Annotated in this window: 17 protein-coding genes and 1 tRNA gene; 7 read left to right on the forward strand and 11 right to left on the reverse strand. The window is 56.1% G+C overall.

Annotated features, from left to right (window positions below; translation table 11 throughout):
- The first annotated feature begins 73 nt into the window (after positions 1–73).
- The gene (locus VFU50_00945) at positions 74–859 is read left to right on the forward strand and encodes a hypothetical protein (GenBank protein ID HEU5231395.1); all 786 of its coding nucleotides are present in this window, start codon (positions 74–76) and stop codon (positions 857–859) included.
- Here VFU50_00945 and VFU50_00950 read toward each other — a convergent pair.
- Positions 830–3,250, reverse strand: a complete 2,421-nt coding sequence (locus VFU50_00950; protein HEU5231396.1) for a protein kinase — start codon at positions 3,248–3,250, stop codon at positions 830–832. The genes VFU50_00945 and VFU50_00950 overlap by 30 nt on opposite strands.
- Before the next feature lie 214 nt (positions 3,251–3,464).
- Here VFU50_00950 and VFU50_00955 point away from each other — a divergent pair, with 214 nt between their 5' ends.
- Positions 3,465–5,924, forward strand: a complete 2,460-nt coding sequence (locus VFU50_00955) for an ABC transporter permease (protein ID HEU5231397.1) — start codon at positions 3,465–3,467, stop codon at positions 5,922–5,924.
- Between the two features lie 33 nt (positions 5,925–5,957).
- Here the strand turns inward: VFU50_00955 and VFU50_00960 are convergent, their stop codons facing one another.
- The 3 genes from VFU50_00960 to VFU50_00970 all read right to left on the reverse strand — a co-directional run bounded on the left by VFU50_00960 (position 5,958) and on the right by VFU50_00970 (position 9,498).
- Positions 5,958–7,748 carry a hypothetical protein gene (locus VFU50_00960; GenBank protein HEU5231398.1) on the reverse strand — a complete coding sequence of 597 codons (1,791 nt, stop codon included), beginning with the start codon at positions 7,746–7,748 and terminating at the stop codon, positions 5,958–5,960.
- A 134-nt stretch (positions 7,749–7,882) separates the two neighbouring features.
- Positions 7,883–8,245 carry a hypothetical protein gene (locus VFU50_00965; protein ID HEU5231399.1) on the reverse strand — a complete coding sequence of 121 codons (363 nt, stop codon included), beginning with the start codon at positions 8,243–8,245 and terminating at the stop codon, positions 7,883–7,885.
- Between the two features lie 362 nt (positions 8,246–8,607).
- Positions 8,608–9,498, reverse strand: a complete 891-nt coding sequence (locus VFU50_00970) for a hypothetical protein (GenBank protein ID HEU5231400.1) — start codon at positions 9,496–9,498, stop codon at positions 8,608–8,610.
- 696 nt (positions 9,499–10,194) lie between these two features.
- On the opposite strand from VFU50_00970, the gene VFU50_00975 reads away from it, so the two are divergent.
- From VFU50_00975 to VFU50_00995, 5 genes are all read left to right on the forward strand, one after another.
- On the forward strand, positions 10,195–10,680 hold the full coding sequence (locus tag VFU50_00975; GenBank protein ID HEU5231401.1) for a polymer-forming cytoskeletal protein: 486 nt from the start codon (positions 10,195–10,197) through the stop codon (positions 10,678–10,680).
- Positions 10,681–10,697: 17 nt separating this feature from the next.
- Positions 10,698–11,345, forward strand: a complete 648-nt coding sequence (locus VFU50_00980; protein ID HEU5231402.1) for a class I SAM-dependent methyltransferase — start codon at positions 10,698–10,700, stop codon at positions 11,343–11,345.
- A gap of 266 nt (positions 11,346–11,611) precedes the next feature.
- Positions 11,612–12,835, forward strand: a complete 1,224-nt coding sequence (locus tag VFU50_00985; GenBank protein ID HEU5231403.1) for a DegT/DnrJ/EryC1/StrS aminotransferase family protein — start codon at positions 11,612–11,614, stop codon at positions 12,833–12,835.
- A 48-nt stretch (positions 12,836–12,883) separates the two neighbouring features.
- Positions 12,884–13,243, forward strand: a complete 360-nt coding sequence (locus VFU50_00990; protein ID HEU5231404.1) for a tetratricopeptide repeat protein — start codon at positions 12,884–12,886, stop codon at positions 13,241–13,243.
- A gap of 98 nt (positions 13,244–13,341) precedes the next feature.
- Positions 13,342–13,416 (forward strand) — tRNA-Asn (locus VFU50_00995).
- A gap of 148 nt (positions 13,417–13,564) precedes the next feature.
- Here VFU50_00995 and VFU50_01000 read toward each other — a convergent pair.
- The 7 genes from VFU50_01000 to VFU50_01030 form a co-directional block, all read right to left on the reverse strand.
- The gene (locus VFU50_01000; GenBank protein ID HEU5231405.1) at positions 13,565–13,876 is read right to left on the reverse strand and encodes a hypothetical protein; all 312 of its coding nucleotides are present in this window, start codon (positions 13,874–13,876) and stop codon (positions 13,565–13,567) included.
- The gene (locus VFU50_01005) at positions 13,873–14,049 is read right to left on the reverse strand and encodes a hypothetical protein (protein ID HEU5231406.1); all 177 of its coding nucleotides are present in this window, start codon (positions 14,047–14,049) and stop codon (positions 13,873–13,875) included. Before VFU50_01005 ends, VFU50_01000 begins: the two co-directional genes overlap by 4 nt.
- Positions 14,046–14,435, reverse strand: coding sequence for a hypothetical protein (locus VFU50_01010; protein HEU5231407.1), 390 nt, complete (start codon positions 14,433–14,435; stop codon positions 14,046–14,048). Before VFU50_01010 ends, VFU50_01005 begins: the two co-directional genes overlap by 4 nt.
- A gap of 87 nt (positions 14,436–14,522) precedes the next feature.
- Positions 14,523–14,672 carry a hypothetical protein gene (locus VFU50_01015; GenBank protein ID HEU5231408.1) on the reverse strand — a complete coding sequence of 50 codons (150 nt, stop codon included), beginning with the start codon at positions 14,670–14,672 and terminating at the stop codon, positions 14,523–14,525.
- An 11-nt stretch (positions 14,673–14,683) separates the two neighbouring features.
- Complete coding sequence (locus VFU50_01020) at positions 14,684–15,829, reverse strand: site-specific integrase (GenBank protein ID HEU5231409.1); 1,146 nt, start codon at positions 15,827–15,829, stop codon at positions 14,684–14,686.
- A 199-nt stretch (positions 15,830–16,028) separates the two neighbouring features.
- Complete coding sequence (locus tag VFU50_01025) at positions 16,029–16,502, reverse strand: hypothetical protein (protein ID HEU5231410.1); 474 nt, start codon at positions 16,500–16,502, stop codon at positions 16,029–16,031.
- A complete protein-coding gene (locus VFU50_01030) occupies positions 16,465–16,770 on the reverse strand; it encodes a helix-turn-helix domain-containing protein (protein ID HEU5231411.1) in 306 nt (101 codons plus the stop codon). The genes VFU50_01025 and VFU50_01030 overlap by 38 nt, the downstream gene beginning before the upstream one ends.
- Positions 16,771–16,857 lie beyond the last annotated feature (87 nt).

Genomic DNA, 16,857 nt, shown 5'->3' on the forward strand with positions numbered 1-16,857 from the left:
AAGCTATGCATCTTTCATTCCCTAAATTGAACGCGGGCTCTGGTCGAAGCTACTACTGCCAGGAGGTGTAGCGATGAACTTCGAGCGACGAGACTTCCTACGCGTGACCTCTGCGGGACTCGCAGGCGGCATCTTCAACTTCCCTAACGCACTCGCGCAGGTGAATCAAGGTGACCAATCTCCTACTCAGCCACCAGCAGGCCAAAAAACAACAAATTCCTCGCAAGAAACGAGCCCTTACGAGAGCAGGTATCCGGGGGGAGTGCACTTCAACGGCGGTTCCGGCTCTCTTGTTCTGCATTTGAAATTCAAGACAGGCATTCTTGATGTGCATGTTGAAAATTTCAGTCGTGGAGATGACAAGCTGTTCATCATGGACGGAACTTTCGAGCCTGCCGACAAATCAAAAAAACCGACAAGAGTGTATCGATCGTATTTTGGCGCAGGGGATGGGAACGAGATCTTCGCGCGACTGGGTGACGGCCATGAATGGACTACCCTCGTTATGGCTCCAAGTGAACGCGACGGTGTCGAATCTTTGACGGTATGGAATACCGCTCAGCCTGTGCAAACCTTTCATATCGATAGACACAAATTTAATGACGATCCACACAATCCTGACGGATATGTGATCGACATAAGAGGTCGGCGCTTCGATTTGCAGGGCAAAAGAGAACCACCTCCGATCACTGCAGAAGAGTTGCAGAATTCGCTTGAGAATCTTCCGGACTATGTCGCCTTTACCAGAGGCAGAGGAGTTTCGGGCAGACATGCTGCACCTATGGAGTTTGTTTGCGGGGCTCTCATTTTGATCGTCCCTGGAGGTGCGCTATATATCATTGGTTGGAACGCGTGGTGAATCCGAACCTTTCGCCTCGATAGCCGCAAACAGTCCAAGTTGCTTCAGGATTTCCTGAAATGCTGGATCTCGGCGCAGACCCTTGAACAGCGGCGAGATTCCAAGTTCCACCACGCCGGCTGCTTTTTCAGTAACTGCCTGCTGCAGCAATTGCAGAGTGCGCTCCCTGTTAGCGGTCCCGGCATAGACTACGGCCAAGGAGTACGCAGATGCTGCTCCACGTTCAACTGAACTCTCAAGCTGGTTCAGGATTTCTCGGGTTTGCTCCCTTTGTCCCATAACTGCATAGACGTATCCGAGTTCGGCTATGTATTCTGGTGTTCCCGGCGAAAGCTCAATAGCTTTTTTCAATTCGGGAATCGCTTTGTTATAGCTCTGCTGCGCAGCATAGGCGCAACCGATGGTTCGGTGGCTGCGAGCGTTTGCCGGGTCAAGGGCGAGTGTCTTCTGGCTCTGTGCAAGGGCATCTTCGTATTGTCCGGCATAATAGAAGATCAGGGCCAGATTGGAATTGGCATAACTGGAAAGCGGATCTAGCTGCTGCGCCTTCCGGGCCTCACTTAGCGCCTCCGTAACCCTTCCTCTTTCGGTCAGGAGATTTGAGTACCAGGCGTGAAGCGTGGGTAAACCCGAATTCAATTCAATTGCTTGCCTGTACTCCGATTCCGCTCCATCCCAATTCCAATCGTAATCCTCCATCACTTTAGCGAGAGCGGCGTGCGCCTCCGCCGATGAGGGATCAAGTCGCAGAGCTTGCTGAGCGGCTGAGCGCGCTTTTTCAAAATTGTCTTTGCCGGAAGAGCCCGCCAGCTCCGGAAGTAAGTGGTAAGAATCTGAGAGCGCGGCGTATGCGAGCGCGTAATGCGGGTCGATTGCAATTGCCTTCTGCAGGTATTCGACACTCATCTGTACCCCGGTGTTCGTGCGCTGGTTCCAGTAGTAGCGCCCGCGCAAATAGTTCTCGTGCGCTTCAGGGTTTACCGCGCGTGGTCTGTTCAACCGGCGCAGTTCTTCAGCAGTCAGCTTGATCTGGATCTCGTCGGCGATGGCTTTCGCGACATCTTCCTGAAGAGTCAGGATGTCGCCAACGTTTCTCTCGTAGGTTCTGGTCCAAAATGGAACATCGGTCTGGGCCCGGATCAGCTTTGCCTGCACCTTCACGTGGTGATCGAATCGTTCTACCGAGCCTTCCAAAACTGCATCGACATTCAGCTCTTTCGCGATCTGCGGCAGCGACTTCGTAGAACCCTTGTAGGTCATCATCGACGTACGTGAGATCACTCGAAGAGCGCTGATCTGGGCGAGATCGGTGATCAGTTCTTCAGTCATTCCATCGGCGAAGTATTCCTGATCTGCACCTGCCGAATAGTCCTTTAATGGCAGAACGGCGACGGATTGAACAACCGGGGCGCTCGCATGAGTCAGCATTCCTTTCGCCCACCAAATGACGGCGCCGGCCACCGCGAGCATGAGGGCGAGAATGGCGGTAACCGCAATTTCCCGGTTCAGAATTCCGGGAGGCGAACTGGCAGTTTGCGTGCCGGTGCGGACCGAGGCGACTCGGCGCAAATCTACGCCCAGTTCTACTGCCGATTCATAACGGTTTTCCGGCTGTTTATCGAGACACTTCATTACAACTTGTTCAAGTTCGAGAGAAGCTCCTGGTCGAATCTGGCCCAGCCGTTTCGGCATTTCATGAAGGATGTTTTCGATGACGATGAAGGGCGAGCCGTTCGCAAAGGCGCGTCGGCCCGTACACATCTCATAGAGAACCGCGCCGGCGGCATAGATATCGCTTCTTGCTGATGCTTGTTCGCCGCGCAGTTGTTCTGGCGCCTGATAGGGCAGCGTTCCGGCCATCGGCAAATCCATGACCGATTGGGTGGTATCTGTCGACAAAGTTTGCGATAACTGCGCCAGGCCAAAATCAAGGATCTTCAAACGGCCATCGGGAGTGAGCTGCAGGTTTGCGGGCTTGAGATCGCGATGCAAAACGCCGGCCTCGTGTGCGGCCACAAGCCCATCGGCCAATTGCATCCCCACCCTCAGAACTTCATTCGTCGGCATTGTTCCCGAGGCTAAGCGGCTCGCCAGCGTCTCTCCCGGTATGTACTCCGTGACCAGAAAGTCGATCCCATTCTGGGAATCAAAATCAAAGACCGTGGCGATATTGGGATGATTCAGCCGTGCCAGAACCCGCGCTTCTTTGTGAAATCGCTTCCGCGCGTTCTCATCATTAAAGGCGGTGGGCGGCAGAAGCTTCAGGGCAACGTCTCGTCCGAGCCGCTCATCGTGGGCGCGATAGACTACGCCCATTCCGCCCTCTCCCACTTGCTCGAGGAGACGGTAATGGCCGATTAAGCTTCCGAGCGTCATCACGGAACTGGCCATGGCGCGCATCTTATGACCCGCTCAGGCGCAAGTCAACGCTGTCCGTTTCCGGAGCGGCAAGTAACTTTCTTTTCCCATAACCGGACAGTGAATAAGAAAACAGGCATGATCAAGCTTGAAGAGCATTTGCCATCAACTACTTAGATACTGCGTGCTCTGGAATGTTATGTGCAGTACCAGCATCGGAGCTTACAATTCCGTGGCGGGAGCGCGAATGAAAGTATTCGCTGACATTCGGTACGCGTTGCGCGTCTTGCTCAACGCAAAGGGATTCTCCGTTGTGGCTGTTCTCACGTTGGCGCTTGGTATTGGAGCCAATACAGCGATGTTCAGTGTGATCAACGCGGTTTTGCTGCGTCCGCTGCCGTTCCGCGATCCTAGTCAACTCGTCGCCCTCGGCAACTACAACACAGAGAGACCGATGCCTGAAGTCGCGCACGGCTCTATGTCGTTTCCTGATTACGTAGACGTCCGCTCTCGCTCCAAAACGTTTCAGGATGTCGCCGCCTACACACTTAGTGACTCGCGAACGCTTACTGGACTCGGCGAGCCCTTTCGCGTCAAAGCCGCACACGTAACCACGAATCTGTTTTCGGTGCTCGGTGTTTCTCCGCTCCTCGGACGCACGTTCTCCGACGGAGAAGATGAAGCGCATCATCACGTAGCCATTCTCAGCGACACCTTCTGGCGCACTCACTTCAACTCGGATTCACACGTGTTGGGTCGCATGTTCGCGCTCAATGGAACGAACTACGAAGTTGTGGGCGTAATGCCGCGTGGTTTTCAGTGGCCCATCGAGGCTGAAGCACAAGACGTCTGGGTAACTTTTTCCGAGTCGGATGAAAGCGATCCTAAAGACAAGCCGATGACAAAGCTGCGCAGCGCGCACTGGATTGAATGCATCGGACGGCTGAAAGACGGCGTAACGCTGGAGCAATCGAATGCGGACCTGCGACGGATCGCAAGCACGCTCTCGTCCGAGTTCCCAAACAGCAATACCCGATCTGGCATTGCCGCGTCTCCGCAGATTACTTATCTGGTCGGCGACTCACGAACATCGCTCCTGGTTCTATTCATCGCCGTCGGCCTGGTGTTGCTCATGGCGTGCGCCAACGTTGCCAACCTACTGCTCGCCCGAAGCAGCAGCCGGACTCGAGAAATTGCTATTCGTGCAGCGCTCGGTGCGACGCGCGGGCGCATCGTTCGACAACTGTTTACGGAAGCACTTGTCCTCGCCGGCGTTGGAGGCGCGCTCGGTATCGCTTTCGCTACATGGTCAGTAAAAGCCGTGTTGAAGTTGTATCCAGCCAATCTTCCGCGTGCGCAGCAGATTGGAATTGACCCCTGGGTTCTGGTCTTCACTGCCGGATTGGCACTACTCACAGGCTTTCTGTTCGGTCTGCTTCCGGCTATGCAGGTTTCATCTCCCAACCTCGCCGAAGAGATGCGCAGCGGCAGTGTCAGTAGTACGGAGCGTCGAAGCCAACATCGTCTGCGCTCCGCTCTTATCATTGGCCAGATCACGGTTGGCATCGTGCTGCTCACCGGAGCTGGGCTGTTGATCCGCAGCTTGGAGAAGCTATCGCATATCGATCTTGGGTTCAATCCAGATCATGTTCTGACAGCCGCATTCGATCTTTCGTCCACTCGCTACAAGTCAGATCAGATGGATAGCTTTATCACTGAACTCCTGCAGCGAATTCGTGCGCTGCCGGAAGTGGTGAACGCCTCGGGTGCAATGCCGCTCCCCCTCAACGACGACGATTGGAGCGTTGATTTCGATCTTGCAGATCATCCGCTGCCTGAAGCGCAGCAACCCGCTGCCGGGTTTTATGTGGTGCAACCTGGTTTCTTCGAGACGATGCAGATCCCGCTCCTGCGTGGGCGCACCTTTGACGAACGCGATTCCCGCAATGGGAAGCCTTCGGTAATTATCTCCCGGGGTTTTGCCAGGAAGTACTTTCCGAATCAGGACCCGATTGGCAAGATCATGACCATCGGAGCAGGCGAAGGCGCGGCCCGGGCTCGCTACAAGACCCGCGAAATCGTGGGAGTTGTTGGAGACATCCGCAAATCGGACCTGACCCGAGCGCCCGGTCCTGCGTACTACGTTCCCGAGCCCCAGTTAATGTGGGGCTCGCCGGTGCTCATAGTCCGAGCGAAGCAGGATGCGAAGCTTCTGGCCAAGCCGCTCGGCGAAATTCTGCGACAAATGGATTCTGAAGCGCCTTTGCACGAAGTCGAAACTCTCGACGACTATCTCGCTCTCGCACTCGGTCGAGCACGTTTCGAAGCTGTGTTGTTGGGTATATTTGCCGCCGTTGCGCTACTGCTAACCGCGATTGGACTCTATGGCGTTGTAGCGTACGCGGTCGTGCAGCGCACCCGGGAGATTGGAATTCGCATCGCCGTCGGCGCCTCGCGTCAGCAGGTGCTTGTGATGGTTCTGCATCGCGGATTGGTTCTCACGCTAGCGGGCGTGGCGGCCGGACTGGGATGCGCCTTCGTACTGGCGAGGTTCATCCAATCGCTGCTTTATGAGATTCCGCCGCATGACCCGGCAACCTATGGGATGGTGAGTGTCATTTTGGGATGCGTAGCCTTGGCCGCCAGTTACATGCCCGCGTCTCGCGCCACAAAAGTTGACCCCATGATCTCGCTTCGCTCCGAGTAGATAGTTACAGGATCGACGAAGCAGTTTCCTGCCTTACTTCGCAGGCGCGATTCGCGCGATGAAGGTCCCCCAATTTGCGAGCAGCGTTCTCGGCGCCAAGGGAATGTATTCGGCGGCGATCCACAGTGCGCCGTGATCGTCGACCGTCGCGGCGGAGTAATCGCCGGTCCGGGCCGCGCCTTCAGCGCCGAAGTATTTGTAGCCGCTGAAGCCATCGTGCGGAGCTGCACCGGGGGCGATGATTTGGATATCGCTGATGCCGTTCGCGCCGAGGCTTGCGATGGCTGCGCTCGGATAATAGTCGGCTCCGCTCATTGTGAATGCGATTATGCCGCTCCCATTTTGGGCAACGCTGAGGGCTGGATGGAAGAGATCAGCATTATGAAGGGCTACATATCCCTGGTGCGCCATTTCTGTCTTCAGGGTCCCTTCTGGAGATAGCGAGGGAATCAAAGCGAAGTAGGCGATGCCGGCATGCGGCAAGGGATCGTTGCCGACGGCCAGGATCGTCGTGAGGGCTGACCAGAGCTTGCCGCCAGAGAAGATCGTCTGCTGCATGCGATGGTCGTTGGTAGCGATGAACTGCACTCTCTCGGCTACCAGGCTGCCCAATTCAGTAGTGCCCGCGCGCTGCGGAGCGTCAGGCGGGACGCCGAAGGGCTCGGTCTCGACAATTGTGTTCTGGAGTTTCAAAGCGGGAACAGCGTCTGCGAGCGAAGCCGTGTTCGTGATCGCCCATACAGCGATGCGGCGATCGAGCATGTTGCGGATGTCGGCGACGCTGGAGAAGTACTCGACTCCATGCGCCGCATCGTCGGTGGAAAACGAGCTCTGCTTTGCCGGCTGCACGCTGAATGCGAATCCGCCCGGCAGTTTCGGATTATTCCAATGGACAACGCCCGGCATCGCTCCAGTAGCCAGCAGGCTCTTCGAGATTGCGTAGAGCTGAACGCCTGCAAATCCGTCGCGCAGGCTGAAGGCATTGGTCGAGATGAAGAACCCATGGGCATCGGCGCCGATCAGCGGTTGATCGCCGTAGCACGGGCATCCTTCCAAGCCGTCGTTGGTGGTATCGATGCTGTAGACCTTCCAATCCTGCGTCGGATCACTCGTCGTCGAGACTGCGATTAACAGATGCGTAGGCGCGCTGAAAACTCCGGTGTCGCTGCGTGTCGAGATCGCAACCACTGTAACGAACCAGCGCTGAAGCTGTGTGTCGTAATAGGCGCGTGGATCACTGGTGAAATCGCCATAGGCGTCGCTGGCGCGGTTGACCTCCGGCTTCAGCCGGAAGAACTGGTTGAGAGCCGTTGGGCCTTGCTTGAGCGCGCCGGTAGTGGCGTCGTAAACGGCGAGCGCTGCGTTCACCGCTTGGACGACGAATCCGTTGCCGACTGCCAGGGCTTCGTCGGGAGGCTCGGTGCTGAATTGCGTATTCGCGTAGACGCCGGTGCCGGCCAGTCGCTGATCGCGATGCGTGAGCCCGTTGAACGCCAGCGCAACACTTGAGGCTGGAGCGACCGCCTGGGGATTTGCGATTACCGGTATCGAAGCATCGCCCGGTCCGCGCCGAATGCCTGCCAGCTCGCCGTCGGTTTCAGGATGCGGGCTAATCTGCAGATCGTCGGCAGAGATACTGGTCGCCGGGATCGCATCCAGCTGCGATGTGCCGAGGTATTGCAGCGTTTCCCGCGTGCTTTGTGCGAAGACTGGCGCGAGAGCCAGGGAGACTAGACCGCAAATCAAGATGAGCTTGCGTAATGGGGTGAAGCCGGGCAGCACTGCTGTTCTTGGAATCGTATTGTGGTTTGCAGGATGGCGCAAGGCACCATAGCGGCACGCAGGGCTGAATCTCAGGACCGACAGGGCGCGCTCAGCTGGTTTCTTCGGGAAATGCCAAAGATTGTCGACGAAGCGAAAACCAGACGACGGGGCGCGTCGTCCCTTGTGCCTCAAATCTACGCGTAGGCCGGTTCGAGCAGGCCTGCCAGGGCGTCGAGCAGAACGTGCTCGCCGTCGCGTGAGTCGATGGCCGCGTCTACTTCATGGTGACGGCCGCTGGCGTGAATAACCAGTACGCGGCAAAGGGAATTAGCCTTCTTCGCCATGTAGGGGAGATGGTGGCGGTCGTCGCGCGTAAGTGTATGTCCCAGAACGACTATGTCGTACTTGGCGGCGCGCATAGTTTCCTCGATGGCGCGGCGTCCGACGGCGGTTTGGACGGAATATCCAGCCTTTTCCATGACAGCCGAGTGCAGTTTGAGGGATTGTGCATCCCCTTCTCCGTACAAAACCGTGGCCTTGACCGAAGTCTTACCCATTTACCACCTCCGAAGGCGCAGAGTAGCAGTAAGCCAAGACCGGGCGAAGATGACGAAAGACAGGTCGGAGTAACTTTCGGCAGAGGGAACGCTAACGCGAATATCCGATGAAACAGTGACACTCGTGCGGTGTCGACGCGCCGGAAAATTCGCAGCTTTAATTTCGGATTACCGCGCAATTCCGATATTAAGTATTTATTCAGGAACGACTTACAAGGATTTCCGAGTATTTCCCTGCCGATGGCTGGAACTTTCGAGAAATGGGCAGAATTCAACGATTCTTACTTCTTGCGTGAAAAGAACATCTAGTCTTGTCCCTGTTAAATGGTGAGTAGGGAACTTGACTTCGAATCCGTAAAGCCTTACTCCCCCTGCTTTTCCGCCATTTCCGTCGCACCCTTCTTCAGGATCTCGACTCCCTGAGCCATGCTGAGGTGATCGGGAAGCCTTTTGAAGTCGCTCTCGTATTCCTGCTCCTTGTAGACAAGCGATTTGAAAATCAAAGCTTTGCCGGTGAGATCGAGTTTCATGACGGTGGTATCCCAGTGATTGCCGTCAACCTGCTCCTGCTCAACCATAAAGCTGCCGCCTTTATAAAGGCGGCCAAGGATGCCCCAGCCGAAATCGACATCGTGGAAGAGGTGGGCATCGATCTTGCGCAGCCGTTGCTGCGGAACGTTCAGCCAGAGCTCGCCGGCCATGCCGGTATATACGGATTCCTCCCGGGATGCGGGCTCGTAGTCCGGATCGGGACGAAAGCGCAGCTTCACGATGTCGCCATCGCGACCGATCTCCTGATAGAAGAAAGCGTTCGGCAAGGCCTTAACCATGATCTGCGCACGGTTCTCATCTTCCTTTTCGCGCTTCATGCGCTGACGCTGCGCGTCAGGATCATTCGCCAGTTTCGTGATCTTGTCCTGTTCGGATCGCTTTTGATCTTCTGTAGGAGGCTTGCCGTCGATCAGGAGCGTACGCGCCACACTGCCTTGATCGGTTTGCACGATCTCCTTGAGGGAAGTTCCTTTCGGCGTGACTCTCTTTAGCCTGAACATGTAGTGCGACTTGTCGCGCGCTTCCTGCTCTAGTTCATTCGCAACAACTCGGCGGACAAGCTCGCGGGCCTTGGGGTCGTTGGAGAAATTCGGACCTTGACTCGCGCTGTCATCGGCACGCGAAGCTGCGCAAAGCAAAACGAGAGCTGCAGGCAGAAGAACGAGTCTCCTGGCGAGGCTGCGTGCTTTGGTTATAGACATAAAAACCTTGGGGTCGTACCTATTAGACGAAGCAAAGCCGCTACTTTGTTGCAACACACATTAACACCAGGAGTTGGGAAATGCAGGCCAAAAACGCCGACGGCGGCTTCTGGAAGCCGCCGTTGGATGAAGAAGATGGTGTGCTTTCAGCAGGATACGCTCGAATCGAAACCGATCTTGCCGATTCGCTGCGGTCCCAACGTAGTGTCGGCCCATTCGGAAAAAGGCAGTCCCATTGGCTGTTAGCCGCTGATAACGACAGAACCGCTGTTCCCCTGGTTCTTCGGTTCCGCTGCACACAGCGACCGTTCCGACTGGGCCGACACTCCACTCCATTGCAAGCGCATCACCAATGCGCCAATAAACGCAGAAGCGGTTGTGAATCGCGCGTTTCAGAGGACTTTTGCAAGTACCGCGGACGATAAGCGGCTGGTTCTCTGGATATCCAACTTGAGCATCCGCGTGCTCCATGGTGGTACTTGGATTCCACATTGCTGTCCTGATTCGAACACTCGAATTCTTGGGCCTATAATGCTTGTGCGCGATGCCGACGCGATGACTACCTCTGCGACTTCGCGTGCTGCATTGCGCAATGAGAGTTGCGCCCTGTATAGTTTGCGCCAAACCGCTCCGGTCATCTGCACGCGCTGATGACTGGTTGTGACGCAAGGCATATCGCGTACCAGGAGGGACTCCGTGGACAATTTCCGGCCGGGCGAATCGCGCACCGACATTGCCCATATCGGGAAATCCGTCGTTATTAAAGGTGAACTCTCCGGCAGCGAGGACCTGTACCTCGACGGAGAGGTCGAAGGCAGCATCGAGTTGCGCGATCACAGCCTCACCATCGGTCCCAACGGACACGTGCGCGCAAACATCAACGCCAAAGAAGTCATCGTGCAGGGCAAAGTCGAGGGCAACATCACCGGTACCGATCGCGTGGAGCTGCGCAAGTCCGCCGTGCAGGTTGGGGACATCGCCACGCAGCGCATCGTCATTGAAGACGGCGCATATTTCAAAGGCGGCATCGACATTCGCAAGGACAAAGACAAGGACAAAGATCAAACTCCGCGCCGCGAAACCTCTCCGGCGCAAACACAAACTTCTACTCCGGTCACGCAGGTTACGACTCCAGCGTCGTCCCCGTTGCCTGCTGCGCCCGCTTCCTCAACCAGAGGCTAGGATAAGATCAACGAAAGGTGGCTAACTCCTTCTTTCGGTTTTTTCGCCGCGGCGCAGCGGCCCAGCACGAACAATCAGCGCAATCCGTCGATGCCGGTACTCGGCGCTCCAGTGGATTAGGAGAGCTCACGCGCCTGCTCAAAGGCGCAGAAGGTCTCGCCATTCTGGACCTCGGACCAACTTCGCCCGCCAACATCACGCATTTCACTGAACTCGGGCATCGCGTCTACAACGAAGACGTTCTCCTCCTTTCGCAAAATCCTGAATATCGCAGCAGCTCGGAACCAGGCGGAATCGATGTCGATCGCTTCTTCAAAGAAAACCTCGTCTTCCGCAACGTCAAGTTCGACGCCGTCCTCTGCTGGGACATTCCCGATTACCTCGCCGAACCTCTGGTGAAACCCATGATCGAGCGCATTGCCTCGGTGCTGAATCCCAAGGGATACCTCCTCGCCTTCTTTCATACGAAAGACGCCGGACCAGACGCGCCGTACTATCGCTATCACATTCAGGGCGCCGACACGCTGCGCCTGCAGCACGGTCCGCAATTCCGGCTGCAACGCATCTTCAATAATCGCCACATCGAGAATCTCTTCCACGATTACGCATCGCTGAAGTTCTTTCTGGCCCGCGACAACGTTAGGGAAGTGCTCGTGGTCAGATAGGCCAACGGAACCGCCGCCGGTAGGCGGTGGGTCGGAGGTCGCCGAAAGGCGAACTCCGAATGCCACGATACTGCAATTGCGCAGAACGCGGCCGCAACACACGCGGCTGCCCCAGCGCCTAGCGGCCCCGGTTCCGCTGGCCTGGCCCCGCCTGCAATTTCCGCAGCCTGTAAAGTCGTGCCCTTTCCTCAAGCGCCTCCAGCAATTGCCAAAACAATTTAAGTTTCCCGTTTCGGATTCAGCTCTCGTCGTGTACATTAACGCGAATGACTCCGGCCCTTGCGCCTATCCGGCTTGCAGGCGAGAAAGATTCCCAATCGAAGTCCCACTGGTTTCCCACCTGGCCCACTTTTTCGGACGACGAAATCGCCGCCGCTGCTGAAGTCCTAAGTTCTGGGCGCGTGAACTACTGGACCGGCGAACACGGCCGCAGATTCGAACAGGAATTTGCTGCAGCGTGCGGCTGTAAACATGCCATTGCCGTCGCGAACGGAACTGTAGCTCTCGAACTTGCATTGCGATCCCTCGGCGTTGGTGCTGGTGACGACGTCATCGTTCCGAGCCGAACGTTTGTCGCGTCGGCAAGCTGCGTTGCAATGTGCGGAGCCCGTCCGATATTCGCCGACATCGATCGCGACAGTCAGAACATCACTGCGGCAACTCTCGAAGCCGCGCTCACTCCCGCGACCCGCGCGATCATCGCCGTCCATCTCGCCGGATGGCCGTGCGAGATGAATTCCATTATGGGACTCGCGCGCAGCAAAAACCTGCTCGTCGTCGAAGACTGCGCGCAGGCGCAAGGGGCAACATATTGCGGCAAGCCGGTGGGTTCCTTCGGCCAGGCTGCCGCCTTTTCTTTTTGCCAGGACAAAATCATGACCACCGCCGGCGAAGGCGGAATGCTGGTCACGAACGATTCCGCTCTCCACGAACGCGCGTGGGCATTCAAAGATCACGGCAAGGATTACTCGCGCTCTCGCGCCAACAACGGTGTTCAAGTGATTCGTCGGATGCATGACAATATCGGCACCAATTGGAGAATGACCGAAGTGCAGGCCGCGATCGGACGCCGCCAACTCCTCAAAGTTCCCGGCTGGCTCGAGCTGCGACGACGCAACGCCGCGATTCTCGCAGCGCGTCTGTCGCAACTGCCGGCGCTTCGGATCCCTGTCCCGTCGAATAACGTTAGCCATGCCTTCTACCGTTTCTGCGCATTTCTCCGGCCGGAAATGCTGAAACCAGATTGGAACCGCGACCGCATTCTCCAGACGATCTTGTCGCGAGGAGTTCCGTGCTCGAGCGGCGGCAGCGGCGAACTTTATCTGGAACAAGCGTTTGCCTCCTCGCGGCCGCCGGAACGGCTCAAAGTTTCACGCGAGCTTGCGGAAACAAGCCTGGCTTTCCTCGTGCATCCCAGTTTGGGAAAGCACGATATGGATGCGATGTCCGAGATCATCGCCGACGTTGTGCGCGCGGCTGCTCTCATTTAGGGAATCAATCCTGCCGTGCCTCACCGTTGCCATTGATAGACTCAGTAAGTGACTGCGGACCGCGAACGTGCAGAGACGCATTTCCAAAGAGGCCTCGACTTGTTTGCAGAGGGCAAGAATGAAGAAGCCGTTACGGAATATGAACAATGCCTCGCGGTTAATCCCGCGCACTCGGAAGCCCTGCACGGACTCGCGCGCGCCTTGCAGGAGTTGAACCGCTTTGACGAGTCGGTAACTGCGTGCAAGCGGCTCGTGGAGCTCAAGCCCGATGACCCGCTCTCGTTTACCGCTTTGTCGATCGCGCTGCATAGAAAAGGATTGATCACCGAAGCCGAATCCGCCGCTAATCGAGCGCGAATCCTCGACTGGAAGAAGCAACTGCGCGAGAAAAAACCGCGCACCATCTAATTCCACTTCGAGCCAGCTTTCCTCCCGTCGAGCGGCTATGCTATAAAATGAAGACAACTTAACCGCAGCTCGCCCTCCTGGCGAGAAGCAAACGACACTCCTCAGTAGCTCAATGGCAGAGCATCCGGCTGTTAACCGGAGGGTTGTAGGTTCGAGTCCTACCTGAGGAGCCAATTATTCAACAGCTTACAAACAATCGAGTGTGCCTGAAACCGGCGAGTGTGCTTGTAGTGTCCTTGTTGTGGAAGCGGACACAAAAAAGCCCGCCGATGATGGCGGGCCTGAGTGGGAACGTGTCGGTCAACGTGTCCGACACGATGCTTATGCTGCGCGTTTCCTGCGTTTCGGCTTGCTGACTGAGCCGAGCTTGTCCGGCGGAATGAAGCGGATGCCGCTGACGATACACTGAGCCAGTCCTGCTGCTCGGAGTGCGTGATGTTCGAGTGCCTCAGCCTGCCTCTTTAGCCATGCTTTCTTCGTCGGCGCTTCGGTTCTTCGGTCAGCCCACCAAACGGCGGCTCGGCGTATGAATCCGGCTTCGCCTTCGTAGGTGTCACCGGCGATGCTCTTGATTAGCGCTCGCTGTTCCTTGGAGAACGTGACGCGGATTACTTCGCCTTTCTCCCGCCTCATGCTGCACCCGCCTTTCTGCCTTTTGAGAGCGTGATGAGCCTGTACACGTAGTTAACGACGAGGATTGCGTCCTGATGGCTCAGGTTCAATTCCTCCAGAACCCGCTCTAGGCGCATCAGCTTCTTGCGCAGATCGGACTTGATCGGCACCGGACTGACGGCGGGGCGGGTCATGCTGCACCGCCGCGATCAGTAAGCCGCATCACGGCAGCGGTGCCCTTAGGGACTCTGTTTATCGTGGATGCCGTCGTAGTAAGCAGTCCGGCTTTCGCTGCAAAGTCGAATAGCTGCTCTGGCGTGAATGTGGCGTGGAAGTGCTCGGTGCTGCCACAGGGAAAATCGGCCTGCTTGGCTTCATATTCCCAAGTGAGAGTTATCCGAACATCGTCTACTACGCGATGCTCAGCTTGTTTAGCATTGGCCGGATCGAAATCGCTATCCAGGATTCCGTCAACATCGACAAAGCTGATGCTCACGGGGTATTTGCGCCGATGGGCCTTCTTGCGGCCTTTGGTAACGAGTTGAAGTTTGCGGGTGGTCTTAGACTTGGATACAGCCATGATTCATCCTCCTAAGTAGGGTGATTGTGGTTAGCCTCGTTCGGGTGTGTCAGCACTCGGGCGGGGCGCTTTGGTTTGAGGGAAACTCTAATCTTCTGCTGGCAGCTCTTCTCTGACGATTTGCCAGAGATTAGGTTCTTTCACCATCGCAGCGAAGCGGAGCGCTGAACTCAGATCGTCCTCGCTCTCGCCGGGATGAAGTGTAATTGTTCTGGTTTTCCAATCTACTAGTGGCATCACTGCTCCTTTTACTGAGTCCGCGCTGGCATCTGCGCGACTTTCGCTTTGTCCTGCTCTAACTGCTGTTGACGGTAAGCCTCTGCAGCTTTCAAGGCTTCCCGCTGCTGAGCCTCTTCAACGATTGCATAGCGCCGGAACATCGAATCAGTTTTGTGTCCCGTGATTCGCATAGCAACGACTTGCGGCACTCCAGCTTTTATCAGATTGCGTGCAGCGCAGCGGCGAAGATCATGGAACAGGCGACCAGGGACGTTGGCGAACTTGCAAGCTGTCGCCCATGCTTTCCTAAATTCCCCGATGCGCTGGCCCTTCAGATGAAAGATGTACTCAGCCACGGTCGTGACGTTGCCCTTCTTGTCTTTCACCTTCCGAACTTCTCTCCGGCGCTCGATCAATTCGGCCAGTTCGCCCTCTAGCGCGATTGTGCGGCCCTCGCCGTTCTTGCTGTTCTCAGCTCTCAGCGTGATCGCATCGCCGTGAACGTCCGACCATTTGAGGCTCTGGACTTCGCCCTTGCGCATTCCGGTGATGTATGCGAACAAGGTGAAATCTTGCAGGTAGGCCGGAAGATGCGAGATGACGGAGCGAATCTCCGTCTCAGTGAAGAATCCAGAACGCGCATTGCCAGTCTCGCTCAGGTGCTTGATGACTGGCGCACTCGACAGACGCTTATTCTCGATTGCTAGAGCGAATGATTGGCCGAGAACCTGACAAAAACGATTGATCGTAGCGTCTTTGTATTTCGCCTCGCGCAAATCAAGTTGCCAGTTTGCAACGGCCTCGCTGGTAACAGCAGTTGCCCGCCATGCTCCGAAGCGCTCACGCACCTTCTTGACTGTCGATTCGGTGCGATCATTCCACTTCCCGCGCAGCTCATAGTCAGACTTGAGCGAATCCAGCAAATCGCCAACAGTGCAACGCTGCTGCGTCGGAGTGACGAATGCAGGCCCCCCGCCCTTCTCTGTGATTACCTGCTTCACCCGTGAGGTTAGGAATCGCTCAGCCTCATGGCGCTTCGCTTCGATGGCTTCCAGCTTCTCGCCAGTGCGAACGTGCTTTGCTACTTCGCGGTGCTGTTTGCCGTTGTGGTAGTACTCGACCCACCAATAGGGAGAACGGGGCAAACGAGAGAAAATGCGGCCATCGCCTTTCATTTCGATTTCTCCTTGCGTGGAACGTTCCAGTACGGGGTTTTGCATTTTGCGCAGCGCACCGGCAATTTGTCGGCAAGCCAGACGTAGCCGCAGCGCTCGCACTTGCACTCCAGACGCTTCACTTTTACTGTGCGTGTAACCATATTCTCTCGTAGTGTACACCTATGGAGATGGTTGTCAACAGAGAAATCGCAGGGGATTATTTGGACTTCCGACGAAGAGAAATGCCCATAGCCTTCAAGAGCTTCCTATCTTTTGGGTCAAGATGCTTGCCGAGTGGCCCAATACGCTGCTTGCGTGCTGGCTGCGGGTTGATCAGGATACTGTCTGCCAGTGAATTGAATTGCTGAGCGAACCTCATTGCATCGCTTCTGGCTGCATCCCGCTCAGACTTCAGAGTCTGTAGTTCGTTCGCTATAACAGTGAATGTGCGCACGAGGTCATTCTTGGCCTGATGTCGGGCCTTAGCGGTTGACTGGCTTTCATCGATTGTCGCTACCATGTCGTCAATCCATTCACGGAGTTCCGATTCATTGAGCTGTGGCTGTTTTTCGATTTTGGATTTCCGAGATCGCCGTCGCTCGCCGAAGAATGATTCATTTGTGCCGAAAAAATCGTGATTCCTCAATGTGGTTTTACCGTCCCTTCTGTGCAATGTATCGATCAATTCCAACGCTCGAAAATAGTACCTTGCGACCCTCGCGACGAGTGAACGGGTACCGCCTCGAATTGCGATAGAGAAAATTTGCCGAGATTCCCAAACGTTCTGCAGCCTCTTTCACGTCGATCAGTCGATCCGGTTGAGACGGTGCTGGAGCTAGCGAACTGAGGCGCATCACTGCAGTGGCGCGGATTTCTTCAAGCTGGCCCAGCAACTTCGGCAACTGCTCAGGCTGCATTGCGTGAACTGCACTCAACACGGTTTGGAGTTCTTGCATCATTCGATGCCTTTGGCGGATTCCCTTTTGGAGAATCCGCCCGGTTGGGTTGTGTTGTGATGAGTTGCACCCTCAAGGCTGGCTAGCCCT

The sequence above is a fragment of the Terriglobales bacterium genome (assembly GCA_035764005.1).
Classification (GTDB): Bacteria; Acidobacteriota; Terriglobia; order Terriglobales; family Acidobacteriaceae; genus Gp1-AA112.

Coding starts and splice junctions, on each gene's coding strand:
- VFU50_01015 (HEU5231408.1), bottom strand. CDS start 14,672: ATGCCACTAGTAGATTGGAAAACCAGAACAATTACACTTCATCCCGGC.
- VFU50_00965 (HEU5231399.1), bottom strand. CDS start 8,245: ATGGGTAAGACTTCGGTCAAGGCCACGGTTTTGTACGGAGAAGGGGAT.
- VFU50_01020 (HEU5231409.1), bottom strand. CDS start 15,829: ATGAAAGGCGATGGCCGCATTTTCTCTCGTTTGCCCCGTTCTCCCTAT.
- VFU50_00970 (HEU5231400.1), bottom strand. CDS start 9,498: ATGTCTATAACCAAAGCACGCAGCCTCGCCAGGAGACTCGTTCTTCTG.
- VFU50_01000 (HEU5231405.1), bottom strand. CDS start 13,876: ATGAGGCGGGAGAAAGGCGAAGTAATCCGCGTCACGTTCTCCAAGGAA.
- VFU50_01030 (HEU5231411.1), bottom strand. CDS start 16,770: ATGATGCAAGAACTCCAAACCGTGTTGAGTGCAGTTCACGCAATGCAG.
- VFU50_01010 (HEU5231407.1), bottom strand. CDS start 14,435: ATGGCTGTATCCAAGTCTAAGACCACCCGCAAACTTCAACTCGTTACC.
- VFU50_00950 (HEU5231396.1), bottom strand. CDS start 3,250: ATGGCCAGTTCCGTGATGACGCTCGGAAGCTTAATCGGCCATTACCGT.
- VFU50_00985 (HEU5231403.1), top strand. CDS start 11,612: ATGACTCCGGCCCTTGCGCCTATCCGGCTTGCAGGCGAGAAAGATTCC.
- VFU50_00945 (HEU5231395.1), top strand. CDS start 74: ATGAACTTCGAGCGACGAGACTTCCTACGCGTGACCTCTGCGGGACTC.
- VFU50_00955 (HEU5231397.1), top strand. CDS start 3,465: ATGAAAGTATTCGCTGACATTCGGTACGCGTTGCGCGTCTTGCTCAAC.
- VFU50_01005 (HEU5231406.1), bottom strand. CDS start 14,049: ATGACCCGCCCCGCCGTCAGTCCGGTGCCGATCAAGTCCGATCTGCGC.